Raw genomic sequence first — 17,871 nt, 5'->3', positions numbered from 1 at the left:
TCTGCATGATGACAGGAAACTCGAAGAGCGTTTGCCCTCCTTGCTGGGATGACGGCAAAACTGCGTCGTTGAGGACTTCGTGCCCTTCATAGGTGGGCAAGGTGGGATCCGTTGGCCTGAAGTTGAACCGAAGGTTCGCTTGCACCCGAACCTGCATCGGGCCTTCCCTCCTGACGATCTGGAAGGTACCAACCGACTCGTAATCCCAGGAGCCTTCGCCGCCCAGGCATGGCTCAATGGCGAATGCCTGCCCCTTGGTTTGGATCTGATGGGGTTCCACCGAGGAATCACCGCGAACGGTCGTCACAGCCGCGAGCATCGAAAACACGAGCGATGCAGTACATAGGTGCCGGTTCATCGCCAACCTCTCCTTCACCAGGGATCCTCTCCTGTGTCGTGACAACGGCCCTGAAATCGCGCCTCCACAATGGACTCGATCCATGGTAGGCGCGAGAGGCGTTGGACATCATCGGGGTCTATCCCATCCGGGCGTAGGGAGAGGTCCCATATGAAAAACCGTCAATTGGCCTCGAGCACCGATCGCCGTCGCGATCGGTGCTGTGGATCCCGCTGTCGGGGACATAGCTCGGCGGTGCCGCACTTCCTGGTACGGGAAAGCCGAGAACCGTCACCACCGCGAGGCGAAGTCCGAGGGAAGGACCGAGCACCTCGTCATCCCAGCGACAGCGCGACCGAGACTCCGCCTGTCGAAGGAGTCTCCGACGAGGGGATCGATGGTAAGCACGACCATTACCAGACCGGCGAAAGTGTAGACCTCCGCCGAGATCGGATCAAGCCCGTGCACGGTTCGATTCACCGTTCGACGAGGCTCGACCTTGGTTGCTGACTCGGAGGGTTCTGCAGTCTCCACACCGCGAAGCGCGGCATGGTGGGATGGCCGATCTCGCGGTCGAGGCGCGCCACGATGGCCGTGTCGAGAAGAACCAAGCTGCCGGCGGCGCGTCGGGAACGAGGTGCGAATATCTCGACACGCCAGCCCTCGCTCGTCCGCGTGGCCTGCACCCAGCTGTCGCCCTCACGCACCGGTGGCGGGTAGGGGCCGAGGAAGAGATCAATTCCATGGGCACGCAAATAGGGCGCGATACCGAGCGCCACGATGTCCTCGTCGTAAGCGTAGTCACTCACCAATCCATCCTCCGGCAGGCACGGCTGGTCGGAGAAGTAGGCCACGGCGCCGGGCCAGTCGTAGACGAAGAACCGCGTCCCGGGTGGGAAGGCGCGGCGTAGCCACAGGCCGACGTCGTTCTGCCACTTGCTCGCGGCGAGAGCGCGCCACTGGAAGGGATAGGGCCCACGGGCATCGGGGTTGTGGAAGTCCGACCAGGCGCGCGCCGCGGCGAGGCCGAGGCCGATGAGGGTCGAGGCCAAGAGAAGGCCATGTGCTGCAGGGACTCCCAGGCGAGTTGCCAGCCGCGGCAGGAGCTTGTGCGCCGCGAGACAGGTGAGGAGGGCGACGTTCACGATCCCCGGAACGAAGGCCCAGGTGAGCACATTGTCGTGCACGAAGAAGAACATGTACGCCGCTTGCAAGACGACACCGAGCCCGAGAGCGAGCAGCACCAGGTAGGCACGACCGTGCAGGCGCCGGCCGACCAGGATCGACACCGCGCCCCCCACGGCCGAGAGTGCGCCGAGGCTGCCGAGTGTCTCGCCGTGCAACCCCGGCAGGGGGAAGCGGCTCTTGATTGCACCGCTCACGGGCACCCAGTGTCCGAAGGTCCAATGGTTGAGTGCCAAGTAGGAAAGCGCCAAGGCAGCGAGGGGGAGGACGAGAGAGAGCGCGCGACGGGGGAGCGCCGGGGACGGGCGGCGCACCCAGGCGGGGAGCGCAGGGGACGAGCGTCGACCCCCGGCGAGAAGTGCCGTCGCCGACAGGGTGAGGACGAGGAAGACGTTGTCGAGCCGCGACAGGAAGAGAATGCCGAGGACGAAACCGAAGCGCGCCCAGACGCGAGGGGAGTCCCGATTCTCCAGGTCGAGGAAGAGGAGAAGGCTGCAGACTAGGACGGCGCCGTTCAAGAAAGCCTCGACACCGTACATGGCAGTGGCCAAGAAGCCCCCGGCGAGGATCGGCAAGCCGGCGATCCCGTGCGCCCAAGCCAAGCGCCGGGTCAGCCGGTGAAAGAAGAAGAAGAGGACGAGAAAAAGCAGCTGCTGCATGCCGAGCACGAAGCGCAGTGCCAGCCTCTTGTCGCCCGACGCGAGATGCTCGGCGGCGACGCAGAGCCCCAGCCACAAGGGATGGTACCCATTGGTGGTGGTGATCTCGTTGAAGGTACTGCCGTGGCCGCCGCGCACGTGATGCGCCACCTGCAAGTAGAACCAGGCATCGTCGGTGGGATAGTTCTCCGGCCGCAGGTGCACCGGCAGCATGAGGAGGAGGAGGCAGAGGGCGAGAACACCACGCTCGCCCCAGGTGCGAACGGCCGGCATGCCGTGTTGTCCGACACGCGCCGGAGGGTGGGGAGAACGGCAGCGCTTTGTCGTTGGCAGGCAGCCCAAGAATACCAGGCCTGGGCCGCTTCGTCACGGTTGTTGTCGGCACCGAAGCCCTCGGCTCGGGTCGAAACCAGGACTTTGTCTTTCCACGCGCAGCACCCGCGCCGCCAGCGCATCCTTCCTCCTCGTCATTCTCGGCGGTGGCGCTGACGAGACTGTGATAGATTGCGCGGCGGGGTGAGGGCGCTGCAGGTTTTCCTCCTTGCCATCGGCGTGGTGCTTCTCGGGGGTGTGACCAGTCTCGCCGCACGCGGGCGCTGGACGACGCGCCTCGGCGCCGGCGGGGTCTGTCTCGGCAGCGGGCTCGGGCTCGCCGTCGCGCTGGGTGCGGTCCGAGCCGGCGGGGAGGCCTCGCTGCAGCTCCCGTGGAACCTGCCGTACGGCAGCTTCGCCATGCGCCTGGATCCCCTCTCCGGCTTCTTTCTCCTCCCGGTCTTCGCCCTGGCGGCGGTGACCGCGCTCTACGGCAGCAGCTACATGCCGGCGCACGCGGGCCGGCGCGGCCTCGGCTCGCACTGGTTCTTCTTCAGCGTGATGGTCGCCGGCATGGCACTTCTCGTGGCGGCTCGCGATGGACTGCTGTTCCTGATCGCCTGGGAGATCATGTCGCTGGCGACCTTCTTCCTGGTGACTTTCGACGACGATCGTGCGAGTGTGCGCGCCGCCGGCTGGACGTACCTCGTGGCCGGACGCATCGGGATCGCTTTGCTGCTGCCGCTCTTCGTGCTTCTCGCTGCGCGGACGGGTTCCTTCGACTTCGAGGCCTGGCGGCAATCCGTGCCGCTCGCCGGCCCCGGGAGCGGCGTGCTCTTCGGGCTCGCCGTTCTCGGGTTCGGCATCAAGGCAGGGTTCTTCCCCCTGCATGTCTGGTTGCCGGAGGCGCACCCGGCCGCGCCGAGTCACGTGTCGGCGTTCATGTCGGGCGCCGTGATCAAGATGGGGATCTACGGGCTGCTGCGCTTCCTGCCGCTGCTCGGCGCGCCGCAACCGTGGTGGGGGCCGCTCTTGATCGGGATCGGCCTTGCCTCCGCCCTCGTGGGCATCCTGTTCGCCGTGGCTCAGCACGACCTGAAGCGCCTGCTCGCCTACAGCAGCGTCGAGAACATCGGCATCGTGACCCTCGGGATGGGGATCGGATGGCTGGGAGTGCAGTACGGCTCGGCGACCCTTGCCGCGCTCGGCTTCGGCGGGGCGCTGCTGCACGTCCTGAACCACGCGGCCTTCAAGGGGCTGCTCTTCCTGGCGGCGGGGTCGGTGCTGCGCACGGTGCGCAGCGTCGACTTGCACGAGCTCGGCGGCCTGCTGAAGCGCATGCCCCAGACCGGCATCGTCTTCGCGATCGGCGCGGTGGCGATCTGCGGCTTGCCGCCACTGAACGGTTTCGCCAGCGAGCTGCTGATCTACCTGGCGGCGATCTCGGGCGGTGTATCCGCGAGCTCCGGCGCCATGTTGGCTACGAGCGGTGCCGTTGCTGGCCTGGCGCTGGTCGGCGGGCTATCGGTAGCCTGCTTTACCAAGGCCTTCGGGATGGCCTTCCTCGGCGAGCCGCGACGGGCCGGAGCGGAGGCTGCAAGCCTCATCCACGAAGACGCTGCGCTCGCGGCGACGGCCTCCACGGCAGCTCCGCACGACCCGGCGCCGGCAATGCGGGCGGCACTTTGGCTGCTGGCGTGTGCTTGCGTGGGGCTCGGGCTCGGTGCCTGGCTCGTGGCCCAGGCTCTCGTGCCGGTGATCGCGAGCGTCGCCGGCATGAGGTCGGAAGCGGTGCACGAAGCCCTGGCGCCGTCGGTCGGCGCGCTCCGCCTCACGAGCGTGGCAGCCGTGGTGCTGCTGGTCCTCGCCCTCCTGCTGGTGGCATTCCGCCGTGCCGTCCTCGCCGGTCGCAGCGTCCGTGCTGGTGTCACCTGGGACTGTGGCTACGCCCGCCCGACGGCGCGAATGCAGTACACGGCGGCTTCGTTCGCCCAGCCGATCACCTCGACCATGCAGGGCCTGCTGCGCACCCGCGAGCGGCTCGCGGCGCCGGAGGGACTCTTCCCCCGCGCCGCGTCCCTCGATAGCCATACTCCGGACGCGCCCCGGAAGTACCTGTTCGAGCCGCTTTTCGCCCACATCGCTGCAGGACTGGCGCGCTTCCGCTGGCTGCAGCACGGCAACCTCCACATATACGTTCTGTACATCGCGGTCACCCTCGTCGTCCTGCTCCTCTGGAGAGTGTAGGTCATGCGCTTCGATTCCCTGGCCTACGTCGGGATGGCGCTTCTCCTGGCGCCACTGCTGCAGTCGGTCATCCATCGCACCAAGGCGCAATTCGCCGGGCGGCGCGGTCGCCCTTGGCTGCAGCCGTACCATGATCTCGCCAAACTGCTGCGCAAGGGTGCGGTCTACAGCCGCACGACGACCTGGGTGTTTCGCGCCGGCCCGATCGTCGGGCTGGCGGCGGTCGCGACCGCGCTCTGTCTTCTGCCCCACGGAGGCACGCCGGCATTGCTCGGCTTCTCCGGCGACCTGATCCTGTGGGTCTATTTGCTCGGTCTGGGGCGGTTCGCGACGGCGGTCGCGGCGGTCGACACGGGGTCGAGCTTCGAGGGCATGGGGGCGAGCCGCGAGGTGGCCTTCGCGGCCCTCGCCGAGCCAGTGCTGCTGCTGGGGTTGCTGGCTCTGGCGCGCCAGACCGGCACGCTCTCGCTCTCGGGGATGATCCCGTCGGTGTCGCCCGACACCTGGTCCCGCGCCGGTCAGCCGGTCCTCGTGCTGGCGGCAGTGGCGCTCTTCGTGGTGCTGCTGGTGGAGAACGCACGCATTCCCTTCGACGATCCGAACACACACCTCGAGCTCACCATGATCCACGAGGCCATGGTGCTCGATCACGGCGGCCCCGACTTGGCGCTGGTGCAGTACGGGGCTGCGCTCAAGCTGTGGGCGCTCGGCGCTCTGGTGGTCGGGATCACGGTGCCGTGTCGCAGCGGCACGCCGGCGCTCGATGCTGCGGTCTTCGTGCTCGGTATGGTGCTCTTGGCCGTCGTGGTGGGGATCATCGAGTCGACGACAGCTCGACTGCGACTGCTGCGCGTGCCGCAGTTCCTGACTGGGGCTGGCGCGCTGGCGGCGCTGGCGCTGTTGTTGACCTTGCGCTGAATCGGCAACGCCAGGGGCGTGCAACCGCCGCACGGCCGAGGGAGCACCGGGCCGTTCGGCCGGACGTGCGGAACGAGAGAGGAGTGGGCATGAGCGCCTGGATCGAAACGGCACTCATCGCCATCGTGCTGACGAATTTCCTGCTGCTGGCGTCGAGTCGGCTCGGGGGCTGTATCCGCACCGTGGCGGTTCAGGGAGTGATCCTGGGCGTGCTGCTGCTCTTCACCCATGCCGGGGCGCTGACGCCGCGGATCTTGGTTCTCGCCGCAGTGATCGTGCTGGTGAAGGGGGTGATCTTGCGGCGGCTGTTGCTGCGCACCCTCGGTTCCGTCCACAAGCGCCGCGAGATCGAGCCGTTCGTCGGCTACACGCTGTCGATCCTGGTGGGGGTCGCGAGCCTCTTGATTTCGATGTATATGGGGGCGCGCCTGCAGCTACCGGGGCCCGTGGCCTCGTCGCTGGCGGTGCCCGTCGCCTTCTCGACCATGCTGACCGGGCTCTTCCTGGTGATCAGCCGTCGCAAGGCTTTGACCCAGGTGCTCGGCTACCTGGTGGCCGAGAACGGCATCTTCGTGTTCGCCGTGACCGTGACGCATGGAGGCTCCCTCTGGGTGGAGCTCGGGATTCTCCTCGATGTGCTCGTCGCTGTGTTCGTCATGGGCATCGCGGTGCATCACATCAGCAACGAGTTCGACTCCATCGACGTGGCGAGGATCTCGACTCTGAAAGGCTGAGCATGCGGCTCCAGCTCCTCGTTTTCCTGCCGGCAGCGGCCGGCCTCCTGGCCTTCCTGGTGCGGCGCGTCCGCCTGCGCCGCGCCTTGCTGCCTCTGGTGGCGGCGGCCCACGCGAGCCTCGTGCTGAGCCTGTGGTTCGCGCCGGCGGAGCCGACATGGCACGGCTGGTTGGCCCTCGACGCGACGGGGCTGCTGTTCCTGAGCATCACGAGCGCTCTTTTCCTGGCGGTGGCTGTCTACGCCGTCGGCTACCTCGGGCGCGAGCAGCACGGCGACCGCACCGACTTCCAGGAGGGCCTGCTGTTCTCGAACGCCCCGGAGGCAGTTTTCGTCGGTTGCCTGCTGTTCTTCCTCGCCTCCATGTCCTTTGTGACTCTGTGCCAGCACTTCGGTCTCCTTTGGGTCGGGATCGAAACCACGACGCTCGCGAGTGCTCCCCTCATCTACTTCCATCGCCACCGGCGCTCGCTGGAGGCTACCTGGAAATACCTGATGATCTGTTCGGTCGGCATTGCCGTGGCGCTTCTCGGTTTCTTGTTCCTCTCGGTGGCGGCCGCGGACGGCAACGGCGGACCCGCCTCGATGCTGCTCGCAGATCTCCTCCAGCGCGCCCCGACGCTGCATTCCGAGTGGCTGCGCGCCGCCTTCATCCTGCTGCTCGTGGGCTACGGCACCAAGATGGGACTGGCGCCGCTGCACACCTGGCTGCCGGATGCGCACAGCGAAGCGCCGTCGGTGGTCTCGGCGCTGCTCTCCGGGGCGCTGTTGAACTGCGCTTTCCTCGGGATCCTGCGCGCCGTCCAGGTGTGCCTGGCAGCGGGGCTCGGCGATCTGGTCCGCGGGCTGTTGCTCGGTTTCGGCCTCGCCTCGATGGCAGTGGCCGCCGTCTTCTTGGTGGGCCAGAGGGACTACAAGAGGATGCTCGCCTACTCGAGTGTCGAGCACATGGGGATCTTGTCGCTCGGCGTCGGGCTGGGCGGAAGCGCGGCCTTCGCCGCGGTGCTGCACGCCATCAATCATTCGCTGGTGAAAGGGATGCTCTTCCTTGTGGCCGGCAACATCGTGACCGCCTACAAGACGAAAGCGTCGCACGAGGTGCGGGGCATCCTACGGTTCCTGCCGGCGACCGGAGTTTTCTGGCTGCTCGGCTTCTTCGCCATCAACGGTTCGCCGCCGTTCGGCACCTTCCTGAGCGAGTTCGGCATTCTGAAAGGGGCGCTCGACCAGGGGCGCAACGTGGTGGCGGCGGCGTACCTGCTGCTCCTCGTCATCATCTTCGTCGGCATGGCGACCACGGTGTTGCGCATGGCACAGGGCACACCGGCACCCGTTTCGGGCGCGGCGACGCCATCCCCGCCCGGGAGTGACTTCGGCGCCCTCGTGTCCGCTCGCTTGCAGGGCGAATCACTGTGGTCGATGGCGCCGATCGCGCTCCTGGCGCTCGCCGCGCTGGGTCTCGGGCTCGCGCTGCCCGCGGCGTTGCAGGACTTGCTGCGTGCGGTGGCGCAGGCGCTGGGAGGTTGGTGATGCCGGTGGGCGCCACGTGCATCGTGCGCCCGGGCGAGGCCGTTGCCATGGCAGCGGTCACTCGGCTGCCGATGGACGACTTCCGCCGGCGCATCGCCCAGGAGGTGGCGGGCCGTCGTAGTTTGATGGCGTTCTTCGGCGTGCCGGAGCTGGGTGGAGTCGTACGCCTCCTAGCGGTGCTCGGCAACCGTGATCGCGGTGAGCTCGAGTTGCTCTCGTCCGAAGCGCGGGACGCCTATCCGTCGCTCACGCCGGAGTGCCCGCAGGCCGGGTCCTTCGAGCGGGAGATCGCCGAGCAATACGGGCTCGAGCCGCAGGGCCACCCGTGGCTCAAGCCGGTGCGCTTCCAGCGCCCCGAGCCCGGGGCGCCCTCCGTCCACGGCGCCGACGGAGCCCAGCCGCAGCCACCGTTTCCCGGAGTGCAGGAGTTCTTCACCGTCGCCGGTCCAGGGGTGCACGAGGTGGCGGTGGGACCGATCCACGCCGGCATCATCGAGCCGGGGCACTTTCGCTTCCAGTGCGACGGCGAAAAGGTTCTGCACCTCGAGATCGCCCTCGGCTACCAGCACCGCGGCGTCGAACGGGCGCTCGTGGGTGGTCCCAGCAAGCGCACCATCCATCAGATGGAGACGCTGGCCGGGGACACGACGATCGGGCACGCCACGGCCTATTGTTTGGCGCTGGAAGCGCTGGCGGGTTGTGAGGCGCCGCCGCGCGCCCAGTCGCTCCGCGCCGTGGCGCTCGAGCTCGAGCGGCTCGCCGGCCACACCGGTGCTCTCGGGGCGCTGGCGCAGGACATCGGCTTCTTGCCGACGGCGTCGTTTTGCGGCCGCCTCCGCGGCGATTTCCTCAACTTGACGGCAACGCTGTGCGGCAGCCGCTTCGGGCGGGGCATGCTGCGGCCGGGCGGGGTGGGTTTCGACCTGAGCGCGGCCCTCGTTGTCGACTGTCTGCAGCGCCTGGACACCCTCCGACACGACGTGTCGGGCGCCGTGCGCCTGCTCTTCGAAACGTCGGCGGTGCGGGGGCGTTTCGAGAATATCGGCACGCTGCCCTACGACACTTGCATGCAGCTCGGACTGGTGGGCCCGACAGCGCGCGCTTCGGGGCTCGCGATCGACGCCCGCCGGGATTTCCCCTCCGGCGCTTGGCGCGTCCTCGAGGTGCCGGTGGCGACATGCGCCGAAGGGGATGTTTACGCCCGCGCCCAGTTGCGCTGGCAGGAGATGCAGACGAGTCTCGACCTCATACGCCGGTTGCTGGAGGAGCTCCCGGCTGGATCGCTGCGAGCCGAGATCGGCTCGCTGGGGCCGGAGGCAGTCGCGGTCTCGGTGGTCGAGGGCTGGAGAGGCGAGGTTTGCCATGTGGCCAGCACCGACGCGGCCGGCGCCTTCGCGCGCTACAAGGTGGTGGATCCCTCGTTCCGCAACTGGGCGGGTTTATCGATGGCAATGCGGCAACAGCAGATCTCGGACTTCCCGCTGTGCAACAAGAGCTTCGATCTGTCGTACTGCGGCCACGATCTGTGACGCTGTGCCCCTGACGATGAGGAGCGTGCGATGCTGAGGATTCTCGTGGAGCGGCTGCGTCAGGGGCGGCGCACACTCGCGTTCCCGCCCACCTCCTCTCCGCTTCCGGAGCGCTTCCGCGGCCGGCCCATGCTGGAAGCGGCGAAGTGCGTCGACGGGTGCCGAGCCTGTGCCGACGCTTGTCCCACCCAGGCCATCATTCTCGGAGGAGTGGGCGCGGGGCTCGACGAGCGTCTCGCCCTCGATCTCGGCCGCTGCCTCTTCTGCACCGATTGTGTGGACGCCTGTCCGACGGGCGCCATCGCCTACAGCGCCGAGTACCGTGTGGCGGCGTCGCAGCGTGACGATCTCGTGCTGCGCGGCACCAGCCAGAAGCTGGCGCAAGCGATGCACACCCGCTTGCGGCGCGTGCTCGGGCGCTCGCTGCGGCTGCGTCAGGTGAGTGCCGGCGGCTGCAATGCCTGCGAGTCCGAGGTGAACGTGCTGAACACGGTGGTGTTCGACCTGGGCCGCTTCGGGATCGAGTTCGTGGCCTCGCCGCGTCACGCCGACGGCTTGTTGATCACCGGCCCGGTGACGGAGAACATGCGGCTCGCGCTCGAGAAAGCCTACGATGCCGTTCCCGAGCCTCGTCTCGTGATCGCCGTCGGCGCCTGCGCCATCTCCGGCGGCCCTTACGCCGGCCATCCCGAGGTGCACGACGGCGTCGCTGGCATCCCGGTGGACCTCTATGTTCCCGGCTGTCCGCCCCACCCCCTTTCGATCCTCGACGGCCTCCTGCGCTTGCTCGGCAAAATCGAAGCCACTGCGTGACAACCGCGAACTCCGGGACGGATGGGGCTAATCGAACAGGCGCGCCGGCTTGACTACCGAGGCCACGAGCAGGCCGGCGGCGAGGGCGACGGCGGTGAGGAGGACGCGGACGAAGATCTGCAGGCCCGAGTCCATCTGCAGGTCGAAGAGCGCAGTGGCGCCGCGGAAGGCCATGCTCCCCGGGACGAGGAGGAGGAGGCCGGGGACGCGGACGATGGCCGTCGGCCGGCGCAGGAGCGCGCCGAAGAGAGTGCCCGCCAGGCCGACGATGAAAGAACCCACGAAAGCGCCCAGCTCCGGCCCCAGGGCCCGCGCTCCGAGCTGCATCCCCCCGTAGCCGAGGCCGCAGGTGAGGAGGATCCACGGCGCGTCGCGCAGTTCGGCGTCGAGCAGCACCGTGAAGGCGAGCGGGGCGGCGATGAGCGCCGCGACGAGGGTCCAGGAGGGTAGCGCGGAAGAGAGCACCGCCGGCGGAGCGCCGAGCAGCGAGCTCGCCGCCTTGACGCCGAGGGCGACCCCCACGACCAGCATCGCCAAAGTCACGATGGCCCCGGAGAGACGCGCCGTGCCGGCGACGAGGTGTCGGTTGGCGAGCTCGGTGCAAGCGACGGTGAGCGTGAGGCCGGGGATCAGCATGATGATGCCCGCCACCGTGGCCAGGTAGTGCTGCGTTCCCAGCGCATGATCGAGTCCCACGGCCGCGGCAGAAGCGAGTGCCGCCGCGACCGCCGGGAGCAGTCGCGCCATTCCTGGGAAGGGAGCACAAAGAGCCGCAAGCACCCGCACCAGGATGCCGATGCCTGCCGCCGCCGCCACTTCGAATCCACCACCGCCGAGGAAGCGCGCCGCCGCTGCCGAAGAAAGACCAAAAGCCACTGTGGTCGGCAGCGCGCCGTAAAGCGGCGCGGCAGCGCCGATCGCCTCGAGACGCGCCGTGGCTGCGGCAGGGGTGAGCTGTGCATGGAGCACCGCGCGCCCGACCTCGATGGTACGCGCCAGACGCCCGAGATCGTTCTCTCCCGGCTCGAGCCGGAGCAGTTGCAAGCGCTGCTCCGCCAGGTTGCCGAAGGAAAAGATGATCGAGGTCGGCGTGGCGAGGAACTGCGCCGGCACGTTCAGCCGCCGTGCGAGGCCTGCCAAGGCGTCTTCCACCTGGTGCGCCGCGGAGCCGTAGTCGTGCAGTGCCTGGGCGAAGTGGACGAGGAAGCGGACATCGTCTTCGGCAGGCAGGGCGCTCATGCCAGGCAAGGTAGCACACGGGCTTTCCAACGCCGGCCCCGGCGTGGATAATGGGCCCATGAACACACTGAACGGTTCCTCTCGCATCTGGACTCGACCTCTCGTGAGCGCGCTCCTCGCCATCACGCTTCAAGGAGCGGTGCCGCCCCGCGTCGCCGCGAATCCACCACAGGGAGAGAAAGCCTTGCCCGCACCGGAAGACGTCGCGGCACCGCCCGCGTCGGTCAAGAAGACCCCTTCGGGTCTCGCCTACCGCGTCCTCAAAGCAGGCACCGGCAAATCCCATCCCGGGGCGACCGACCTCGTCACCGTGCACTACAGCGGCTGGACAACGGACGGGCTGATGTTCGACAGCTCCGTGTCCCGCGGCGAGCCGGCAAGCTTCGCGCTCAACCGCGTCATCGCCGGGTGGACGGAAGGCGTGCAGCTCATGGTGGAAGGGGAGAAGACGCGCTTCTGGATTCCCGAAGCCTTGGCTTACAAGGGGCGCCCAGGGGCTCCGGCAGGGATGCTCGTTTTCGACGTCGAGCTGCTCGATTTCGTCGCGGCCCCCAAGACGCCGGCCGACGTGGCGGCACCGCCCAAGGACGCCAAGCGCACGGCCTCGGGACTCGCCTACAAGGTGCTCCAGCCCGGCAAGGGAGCCAAGCATCCCACCCAGAGCAGTAAGGTCACGGTGCACTACTCCGGCTGGACGACGGACGGGATGATGTTCGACAGCTCGGTGACGCGGGGCGCGCCGATCACCTTCCCTCTCGACGGCGTCATCGCCGGCTGGACGGAAGGGGTGCAGCTCATGGTGGAAGGGGAGAAGACGCGCTTCTGGATTCCCGAGTCGCTGGCGTACAAGGGGCAGAAGGGCGCGCCGCAGGGCATGTTGGTCTTCGACGTCGAATTGCTCTCCTTCCAGCCGTGAAAGCGAAGAACCACGGAAGGGCGCCGATGACGGCGTCCCCCTCGCGTGCCTTGGGCGGGGACCACGGCCGAAAGCAGCGACCCCCGTCCTTCGTCATGGAGCAGCATGAATCCTGAGCCAAGCACTCCCGAGCCGGTGGCGGAACCGACGCCGGCAGCGCCAGCGGGTCTTCCCGCCATCGGCCTCAAGGAACTTTCCGAATCCTTGCAGACCGCCGTGCAGGGCATGGGCTGGAACACGCTCATGCCGGTGCAGAGCAAGACCATTCCCTACCTGCTGGCACGGCGCGATGTGATGGTGCAGTCGCGCACCGGGAGCGGCAAGACCGGCGCGTTCATCCTGCCCCTCCTCCAGATGCTCGATACGGGGCAACCGGTGGCGCAGGCGCTGGTGCTGGTGCCGACGCGCGAGCTGGCGCGGCAGGTGCACGGGGAGGCCGAAGCGCTCGGCCGCGGGACGCGCCTGCGTTCTGTGGCGCTCTATGGTGGCGTCGGCTACGGGCCGCAGCTCACGGCGCTGCACGAAGGGGTGCACCTCGTCGTGGCGACCCCCGGGCGCATCCTGGATCACTTGATGCGGCAATCCCTGTCGCTGCAGCGTCTGCGCTTCCTGATCTTCGACGAGGCCGATCGCATGCTTTCCGTGGGCTTCTATCCCGATATCCGCGCCCTCATGCGTTTCCTGCCCCCCCGCGAACGCGTCACCGCCATGTTCTCCGCCACCTATCCCCCGGGCGTGCGGGAGCTGGCGCGACAGTTCCTCCGTGAGCCGGAGACCCTGAGCCTGAGCCACGGGGCCGAGCACATCGTCGAGACCGAGCACATGTATTACGAGGTGCCCGCCATGGCCAAGGACCGGGCGCTGGTACGCATCATAGAGATCGAGAACCCCGAGTCGGCGATCATCTTCGCCAACACGCGGACGACGACGAACTTCGTCACCGTGGTCCTGCAGCGGTTCGGCTACGACGCGGATCAGCTGAGCTCGGATCTGACCCAAAAGGCGCGGGAGGCGGTGCTCGAGCGGGTGTACGACAAGAAGCTGCGCTTCCTGGTGGCCACGGACATCGCTGCCCGGGGCATCGACATCGAGGCGCTGTCGCACGTCATCCTCTACGAATTCCCCGAGGACCCCGAGGCTTACGTGCACCGCACCGGGCGCACCGGACGCGCCGGGGCCAGCGGCGAGGCGATCTCGCTGGTGGAGCCGCTGGAGAAGCTGCGCCTGAACGCGGTGGTGAGGCAGTACGGCGTCGACATGCAGCGGCGCGAGCTGCCGACGGATGCCGACGTGCAGGCCGTGGTAGCCGAGCGCGTCACCGCGCTTCTCGAGGCCCGCTTGCGCGATCTCGACCGGCTGGTGCGGGAACGCATGCAGCGCATGCTGTCGTTGGCCCGTGGCCTCGGCGAGAACGACGACGAGCTCGCCATCATCGCCATGCTGCTCGACGAGTACTACCAGAAAATGCTGCACGCGCCGCCGTCGCCGCCGCTGGCGCGTCGTGAACGGGAAGCGCGGGAAGCCCCGCCGGCCCCGGCCGGGCAGCCCGGGGGCGGGCGCCGCCGCCGGCGGAGGCGCTGAGCGCCGCGACACCTCCGCGGGCAGGGAAGGGGCGAGGCGATGGCGCCGAGGTCACCCCGCATCTACGAACGCATCTACGCCGTCACACGCCGCATCCCGCCGGGACGGGTGGCGACCTACGGCCAAGTGGCGGCGCTGGCGGGTCTCGCGGGTCACGCCCGGCAAGTGGGCTACGCGCTGCATGCCCTTCAGGATGACGATGTCCCTTGGCACCGGGTGCTCAACGCCCGCGGCGAGGTGAGCCGGCGCGCCGAACCCGGAGCGGAGCTGCTCCAACGCATCTTGCTCGAGAAGGAAGGAGTCCGCTTCGACGCTCGGTGCCGTCTCGACCTTTCCGCCTGGAGGTGGAACCCCCGACGTCGGGTCACCGTGAGCAGGAGGAAGACCCAACAACGTGCAAGGTCGGGCCGAGCCTCGTAGGAGGGATGGGGAACGTATGCAGACCGTAGAGCTCCTCGACGCCGACCGCAGCGCGGTCGTGGTCATCGACCTGCAGGGCAAGCTCATGGAAATGATCCATCGCCGCGATCTCGTCATCGCGGGGACGAAGAGGCTCTTGCAGATCGCGGAGATCTTCGCTCGCCCGGTCATCCTCACCGAGCAATACCCGGAAGGGCTCGGTGACACGCATCCGGAGATCCGCGCCGCCTTCGAAGCGCTGACGACACCGAAGCAGTACCTGCGCAAGGTGACGTTCGGCTGCTGCGGCGACCCCGCCTTCGAGGCGGCACTCGCCGCCGCGCTCCCGGGCGTGCCGGCGGCGCGGCGGCAGCTGGTGGTGGCGGGCATCGAGGCGCACGTCTGCGTCATGCAGACCGTGATCGAACTCCTGCGCGCCGGCAGCCAGGTGCACTTGTGCTGGGAGTGCGTGAGCAGCCGGGGCGAAGAGTACCGGCGTCACGCCCTCGAGCGCATGCAGCAGGCCAGCGCCTGGATCACCAACCACGAGTCCGTGGGCTTCGAATGGGCGCGCACCAAGGACCACGCCGGCTTCCGGAAGCTCAGCCGCTTGCTGCGCGAGGCGCAGCCGCAGTAGCGGCGTGAGTCACGCCGCTTACCGATCCGGCACCGCGTCGTCCCCCGTCACAGCCTCTTCTTCGTCGGCTTCGTCCACTCGTCGAGCCAAGCCAGCACGGTATCGTGCCAGAGGATGCTGTTCTGCGGCTTCAGCACCCAGTGGTTCTCGTCGGGAAAGTAGAGGAACTTGGACGGGATGCCCCGGCGTTGGGCGGCGGTGAACGTGGCCATGCCCTCGGTCTCGACGACGCGGAAGTCGCGACCGCCGTGGACCACCAGGATCGGTGTCTGCCACTTCGAAACCAAGCGCAGAGGATTGTGCTTCTCGTAGCTCTCCGGGTTGTCCCAGGGCGTGCCCAGGTGATCCCATTCGGGGAACCAGAGCTCCTCGGTGACGAAGTAGGCGGCGCGCTCGTCGAGGTTGCCGTCGTGGCTCACCAGGCAGCGGAAGCGATCGGGCCAGGCACCGGCGATCCAGTTGATCATGTAGCCGCCGTAGGAGGCGCCGAGGGCGGCGACGCGTTCGCCGTCCAGGAAGGGATACTTCTGCAACGCCGCTTCGAGCCCCTTCTGCAGGTCCTCGAGAGGTTTGCCGCCCCAGTCGCCGCGGATGGCGTCGCAGAAAGCCTGGCCGTAGCCGGTGGAGCCGTGGAAGTCGACCATGAGCGCGGCGTAGCCGGCGCCGGCATATGCTTGCGGATTCCAGCGATAGTGGAAGTCGTTCGCCATCGAACCCTGCGGGCCGCCGTGGATGATGAAGGCCACCGGGTACTTCTTCTTGGCGTCGAAGTCGATGGGCTTCACCAGGTAGGCGTGCACGGTCTCGCCGTTCCAGCCGGCGAATTGGAACTGCTCGGGCGTGCCCATGCGCACCGCGGCGAGGCGCTCACGGTTCATGCTGGTGATCTGGGTTGGACTGCCGCCCGAGGCGGGCACGGTGTAGAGCTCCACCGGCGAGTTCAAGTGATCGAGGCCATAAACGATGAGCGACCCCGCCGTCTGCGGCGTGCGCACGTTGCCCTTGTCGACGAGGGTGCGCACCTTGCCGGTCTTGGCGTCCACGGCGAAAAGTGGTTCTTGCCCGAGCTCTTCGGCGGCGACGTACAGCTCGCGGCCGTCGGCGGACCAGACGAAGGAAGTCACCGAGCGATCCCAGCTCTCGGTGAGGACGCGCGGCGCGCCCGTCGCTCCGTCGCGGAGCACGAGGCGCAGGCAATCGGCCTCGTATCCCGGGCGCTGCATGGCCAGGTAGGCGAGGGTGCGCCCGTCGGGCGAGAAGAGCGGCGTCGTGTCGGTGGCGGGATTGTCGGTGACTTTTCGCGCCGGTTTGCCGCCCGCCACGGGCGCGAGCCAGAGGTCGTAATTCGTCGACCAGGCTTCCTCGCGTCCCACGTCCTTCGCGGTGAAGACGACCGACTTGCCGTCGGGGGTGAAGGTGAACTCCTCGTCGCCGCCGAAAGGTCTGGAGGGGGCATGGGCCTTCATCCCCTGCATGATGTCCACGGGTTCGCCACCGGTCGCCGGGAGCACGAAGAGATGGGCGCGCCTGCCATCGCTCCAGGTATCCCAGTGCCGGAAGAGGAGCGAGTCGTAGAGTCGGCCGCTGGCCTTGCGCGCTTCCGTTTCGTCGAGGCGCTTCTTCGTGCAGTCGAGGGTGGTGCAATCGGGGAACACCTCCAGGCTCACCGCCAGGAGGGAGCCGTCGCGGGAGAGGGCGAAGGCGCCGACATCGACGGGCAGCTTGGTCACCGCTTCGGGCTCACCGCCGCCCAACGACAGCTTCCACACCTGAGAAGAACCGGAGCGGGTGGAGAGGAACCAGAGCGACTTGCCGTCCGCCGACCAGCGGGGGCTGGTATCCGAGGCTTCGTGGGTGGTGAGGCGCCGGAGGTTCGTGCCGTCCACCGCTACCAGCCAGAGGTCGTTGCGCCGGCGGTTGGCGTCGAGATCGACCGCGCTCACCGTGAAGGCCACCCAGCGGCCGTCCGGCGAGACGCGCGGGTCGCTCAAGCGGTCGAAGGCGACCAGGTCGCGCACGGTGAAAGGATGGGTTTCGGCGGCCGTGCCGATGGCGACGAGCCCCGGGGCGCTGGACAGGAGGACGGCGGCCAGGGAGGCGTGGAGCCTCCAGCGCCAACCCTCCCCGCTCGGACGGGGGCTCCGCGGGTTCGTGGGTGTCAGCCTCGCTGGCATGGGTTCCTCCGGGGTTGGGCGCACTCGCGGTCGGCGGGTGGAATCGGGGGGAATCCTAATGGGATCGGCGGGAAGTGCAAGAGGGGCGTGAGCCCGGGTGACGCAGGCTTTGACAAATGCGGCGGGCGGCGCATCCTTGGGTTGGGGACTCCCCGCGAGGGGGGGGAAGCCCATCCTCTAGAGAGGGAGGACGTGATGCCCGTCCAGAAGCTGCGCGAATACCTGGACAGCCACCAGGTGAAGTACGTCGTGATCAGCCATTCGCAGGCCTTCACGGCGCCGGAAATCGCGGCCTCGGCGCACATCCCCGGACGCGAGCTGGCGAAGACAGTGGTGGTGAAGCTCGACGACCGCCTGGCGATGGCGGTGCTGCCGTCGTCGCAGCAGGTGGACTTCGATCTCCTGCGGGCGGTGGCGCACGCCCGCGGTGCGGCACTCGCCACCGAGAAGGAGTTCAAGGACCGCTTCCCGGAGTGCGAGGTCGGTGCCATGCCGCCCTTCGGCAACCTCTACGGGATGGAGGTCTACGTCGCCGACGAGCTGACGAAGGACGAGGAGATCGCTTTCAACGCCGGCTCCCACACGGAGCTCGTGCGCCTGGCCTACCACGACTTCGCCCGTCTGGTGCGGCCGCAGGTCGTGCACTTCGCGGTGCCGGCGTA

General features: G+C 68.1%; 15 protein-coding genes. 11 read left to right on the top strand and 4 right to left on the bottom strand.

The window, feature by feature from the left end; all coding sequences use genetic code 11:
- Both VFE28_07480 and VFE28_07475 read right to left on the bottom strand, forming a co-directional pair.
- The coding region (locus VFE28_07480; protein ID HZM15827.1) for a hypothetical protein at positions 1 to 376 on the bottom strand (376 nt) is incomplete at its 3' end.
- Between the two features lie 437 nt (positions 377 to 813).
- Entirely contained in the window at positions 814 to 2,454 is a 1,641-nt protein-coding gene (locus VFE28_07475; GenBank protein ID HZM15826.1) for a hypothetical protein, read from the bottom strand.
- A 243-nt stretch (positions 2,455 to 2,697) separates the two neighbouring features.
- Here VFE28_07475 and VFE28_07470 point away from each other — a divergent pair, with 243 nt between their 5' ends.
- The 6 genes from VFE28_07470 to VFE28_07445 all read left to right on the top strand — a co-directional run bounded on the left by VFE28_07470 (position 2,698) and on the right by VFE28_07445 (position 10,263).
- Positions 2,698 to 4,740, top strand: a complete 2,043-nt coding sequence (locus VFE28_07470) for a proton-conducting transporter membrane subunit (GenBank protein HZM15825.1) — start codon at positions 2,698 to 2,700, stop codon at positions 4,738 to 4,740.
- Positions 4,741 to 4,743: 3 nt separating this feature from the next.
- Positions 4,744 to 5,658: an NADH-quinone oxidoreductase subunit H gene (locus VFE28_07465; protein ID HZM15824.1), complete on the top strand. Its 915-nt coding sequence runs from the start codon at positions 4,744 to 4,746 to the stop codon at positions 5,656 to 5,658.
- 89 nt (positions 5,659 to 5,747) lie between these two features.
- On the top strand, positions 5,748 to 6,392 hold the full coding sequence (locus VFE28_07460) for a hydrogenase (protein ID HZM15823.1): 645 nt from the start codon (positions 5,748 to 5,750) through the stop codon (positions 6,390 to 6,392).
- A gap of 2 nt (positions 6,393 to 6,394) precedes the next feature.
- Positions 6,395 to 7,921, top strand: coding sequence for a proton-conducting transporter membrane subunit (locus VFE28_07455; GenBank protein HZM15822.1), 1,527 nt, complete (start codon positions 6,395 to 6,397; stop codon positions 7,919 to 7,921).
- Positions 7,922 to 7,968: 47 nt separating this feature from the next.
- Positions 7,969 to 9,450, top strand: coding sequence for an NADH-quinone oxidoreductase subunit C (locus tag VFE28_07450; GenBank protein ID HZM15821.1), 1,482 nt, complete (start codon positions 7,969 to 7,971; stop codon positions 9,448 to 9,450).
- Positions 9,451 to 9,480: 30 nt separating this feature from the next.
- Positions 9,481 to 10,263, top strand: a complete 783-nt coding sequence (locus VFE28_07445) for a 4Fe-4S dicluster domain-containing protein (GenBank protein ID HZM15820.1) — start codon at positions 9,481 to 9,483, stop codon at positions 10,261 to 10,263.
- A 27-nt stretch (positions 10,264 to 10,290) separates the two neighbouring features.
- On the opposite strand, the gene VFE28_07440 is transcribed toward VFE28_07445, so the two are convergent.
- A complete protein-coding gene (locus VFE28_07440) occupies positions 10,291 to 11,502 on the bottom strand; it encodes a threonine/serine exporter family protein (protein ID HZM15819.1) in 1,212 nt (403 codons plus the stop codon).
- A gap of 58 nt (positions 11,503 to 11,560) precedes the next feature.
- On the opposite strand from VFE28_07440, the gene VFE28_07435 reads away from it, so the two are divergent.
- The 4 genes from VFE28_07435 to VFE28_07420 all read left to right on the top strand — a co-directional run bounded on the left by VFE28_07435 (position 11,561) and on the right by VFE28_07420 (position 15,035).
- On the top strand, positions 11,561 to 12,418 hold the full coding sequence (locus tag VFE28_07435) for an FKBP-type peptidyl-prolyl cis-trans isomerase (protein HZM15818.1): 858 nt from the start codon (positions 11,561 to 11,563) through the stop codon (positions 12,416 to 12,418).
- Between the two features lie 105 nt (positions 12,419 to 12,523).
- The gene (locus tag VFE28_07430; protein HZM15817.1) at positions 12,524 to 13,999 is read left to right on the top strand and encodes a DEAD/DEAH box helicase; all 1,476 of its coding nucleotides are present in this window, start codon (positions 12,524 to 12,526) and stop codon (positions 13,997 to 13,999) included.
- 39 nt (positions 14,000 to 14,038) lie between these two features.
- Complete coding sequence (locus VFE28_07425; GenBank protein ID HZM15816.1) at positions 14,039 to 14,419, top strand: MGMT family protein; 381 nt, start codon at positions 14,039 to 14,041, stop codon at positions 14,417 to 14,419.
- 16 nt (positions 14,420 to 14,435) lie between these two features.
- Positions 14,436 to 15,035: an isochorismatase family protein gene (locus tag VFE28_07420; protein HZM15815.1), complete on the top strand. Its 600-nt coding sequence runs from the start codon at positions 14,436 to 14,438 to the stop codon at positions 15,033 to 15,035.
- A 47-nt stretch (positions 15,036 to 15,082) separates the two neighbouring features.
- Here VFE28_07420 and VFE28_07415 read toward each other — a convergent pair whose 3' ends face one another.
- Positions 15,083 to 17,209, bottom strand: coding sequence for a S9 family peptidase (locus tag VFE28_07415; protein HZM15814.1), 2,127 nt, complete (start codon positions 17,207 to 17,209; stop codon positions 15,083 to 15,085).
- A gap of 195 nt (positions 17,210 to 17,404) precedes the next feature.
- On the opposite strand from VFE28_07415, the gene VFE28_07410 reads away from it, so the two are divergent.
- Positions 17,405 to 17,871 (top strand): YbaK/EbsC family protein (locus tag VFE28_07410; GenBank protein ID HZM15813.1); only part of this gene is annotated, 467 nt, incomplete at its 3' end.

It is taken from the genome of Candidatus Krumholzibacteriia bacterium, from assembly GCA_035649275.1.
Classification (GTDB): Bacteria; Krumholzibacteriota; Krumholzibacteriia.
This window is presented reverse-complemented; position numbering and strand designations above follow the sequence as displayed.

Coding starts and splice junctions, on each gene's coding strand:
- VFE28_07475 (HZM15826.1), bottom strand. CDS start 2,454: ATGCCGGCCGTTCGCACCTGGGGCGAGCGTGGTGTTCTCGCCCTCTGC.
- VFE28_07465 (HZM15824.1), top strand. CDS start 4,744: ATGCGCTTCGATTCCCTGGCCTACGTCGGGATGGCGCTTCTCCTGGCG.
- VFE28_07460 (HZM15823.1), top strand. CDS start 5,748: ATGAGCGCCTGGATCGAAACGGCACTCATCGCCATCGTGCTGACGAAT.
- VFE28_07455 (HZM15822.1), top strand. CDS start 6,395: ATGCGGCTCCAGCTCCTCGTTTTCCTGCCGGCAGCGGCCGGCCTCCTG.
- VFE28_07450 (HZM15821.1), top strand. CDS start 7,969: ATGGCAGCGGTCACTCGGCTGCCGATGGACGACTTCCGCCGGCGCATC.
- VFE28_07445 (HZM15820.1), top strand. CDS start 9,481: ATGCTGAGGATTCTCGTGGAGCGGCTGCGTCAGGGGCGGCGCACACTC.
- VFE28_07440 (HZM15819.1), bottom strand. CDS start 11,502: ATGAGCGCCCTGCCTGCCGAAGACGATGTCCGCTTCCTCGTCCACTTC.
- VFE28_07435 (HZM15818.1), top strand. CDS start 11,561: ATGAACACACTGAACGGTTCCTCTCGCATCTGGACTCGACCTCTCGTG.
- VFE28_07430 (HZM15817.1), top strand. CDS start 12,524: ATGAATCCTGAGCCAAGCACTCCCGAGCCGGTGGCGGAACCGACGCCG.
- VFE28_07425 (HZM15816.1), top strand. CDS start 14,039: ATGGCGCCGAGGTCACCCCGCATCTACGAACGCATCTACGCCGTCACA.
- VFE28_07420 (HZM15815.1), top strand. CDS start 14,436: ATGCAGACCGTAGAGCTCCTCGACGCCGACCGCAGCGCGGTCGTGGTC.
- VFE28_07415 (HZM15814.1), bottom strand. CDS start 17,209: ATGCCAGCGAGGCTGACACCCACGAACCCGCGGAGCCCCCGTCCGAGC.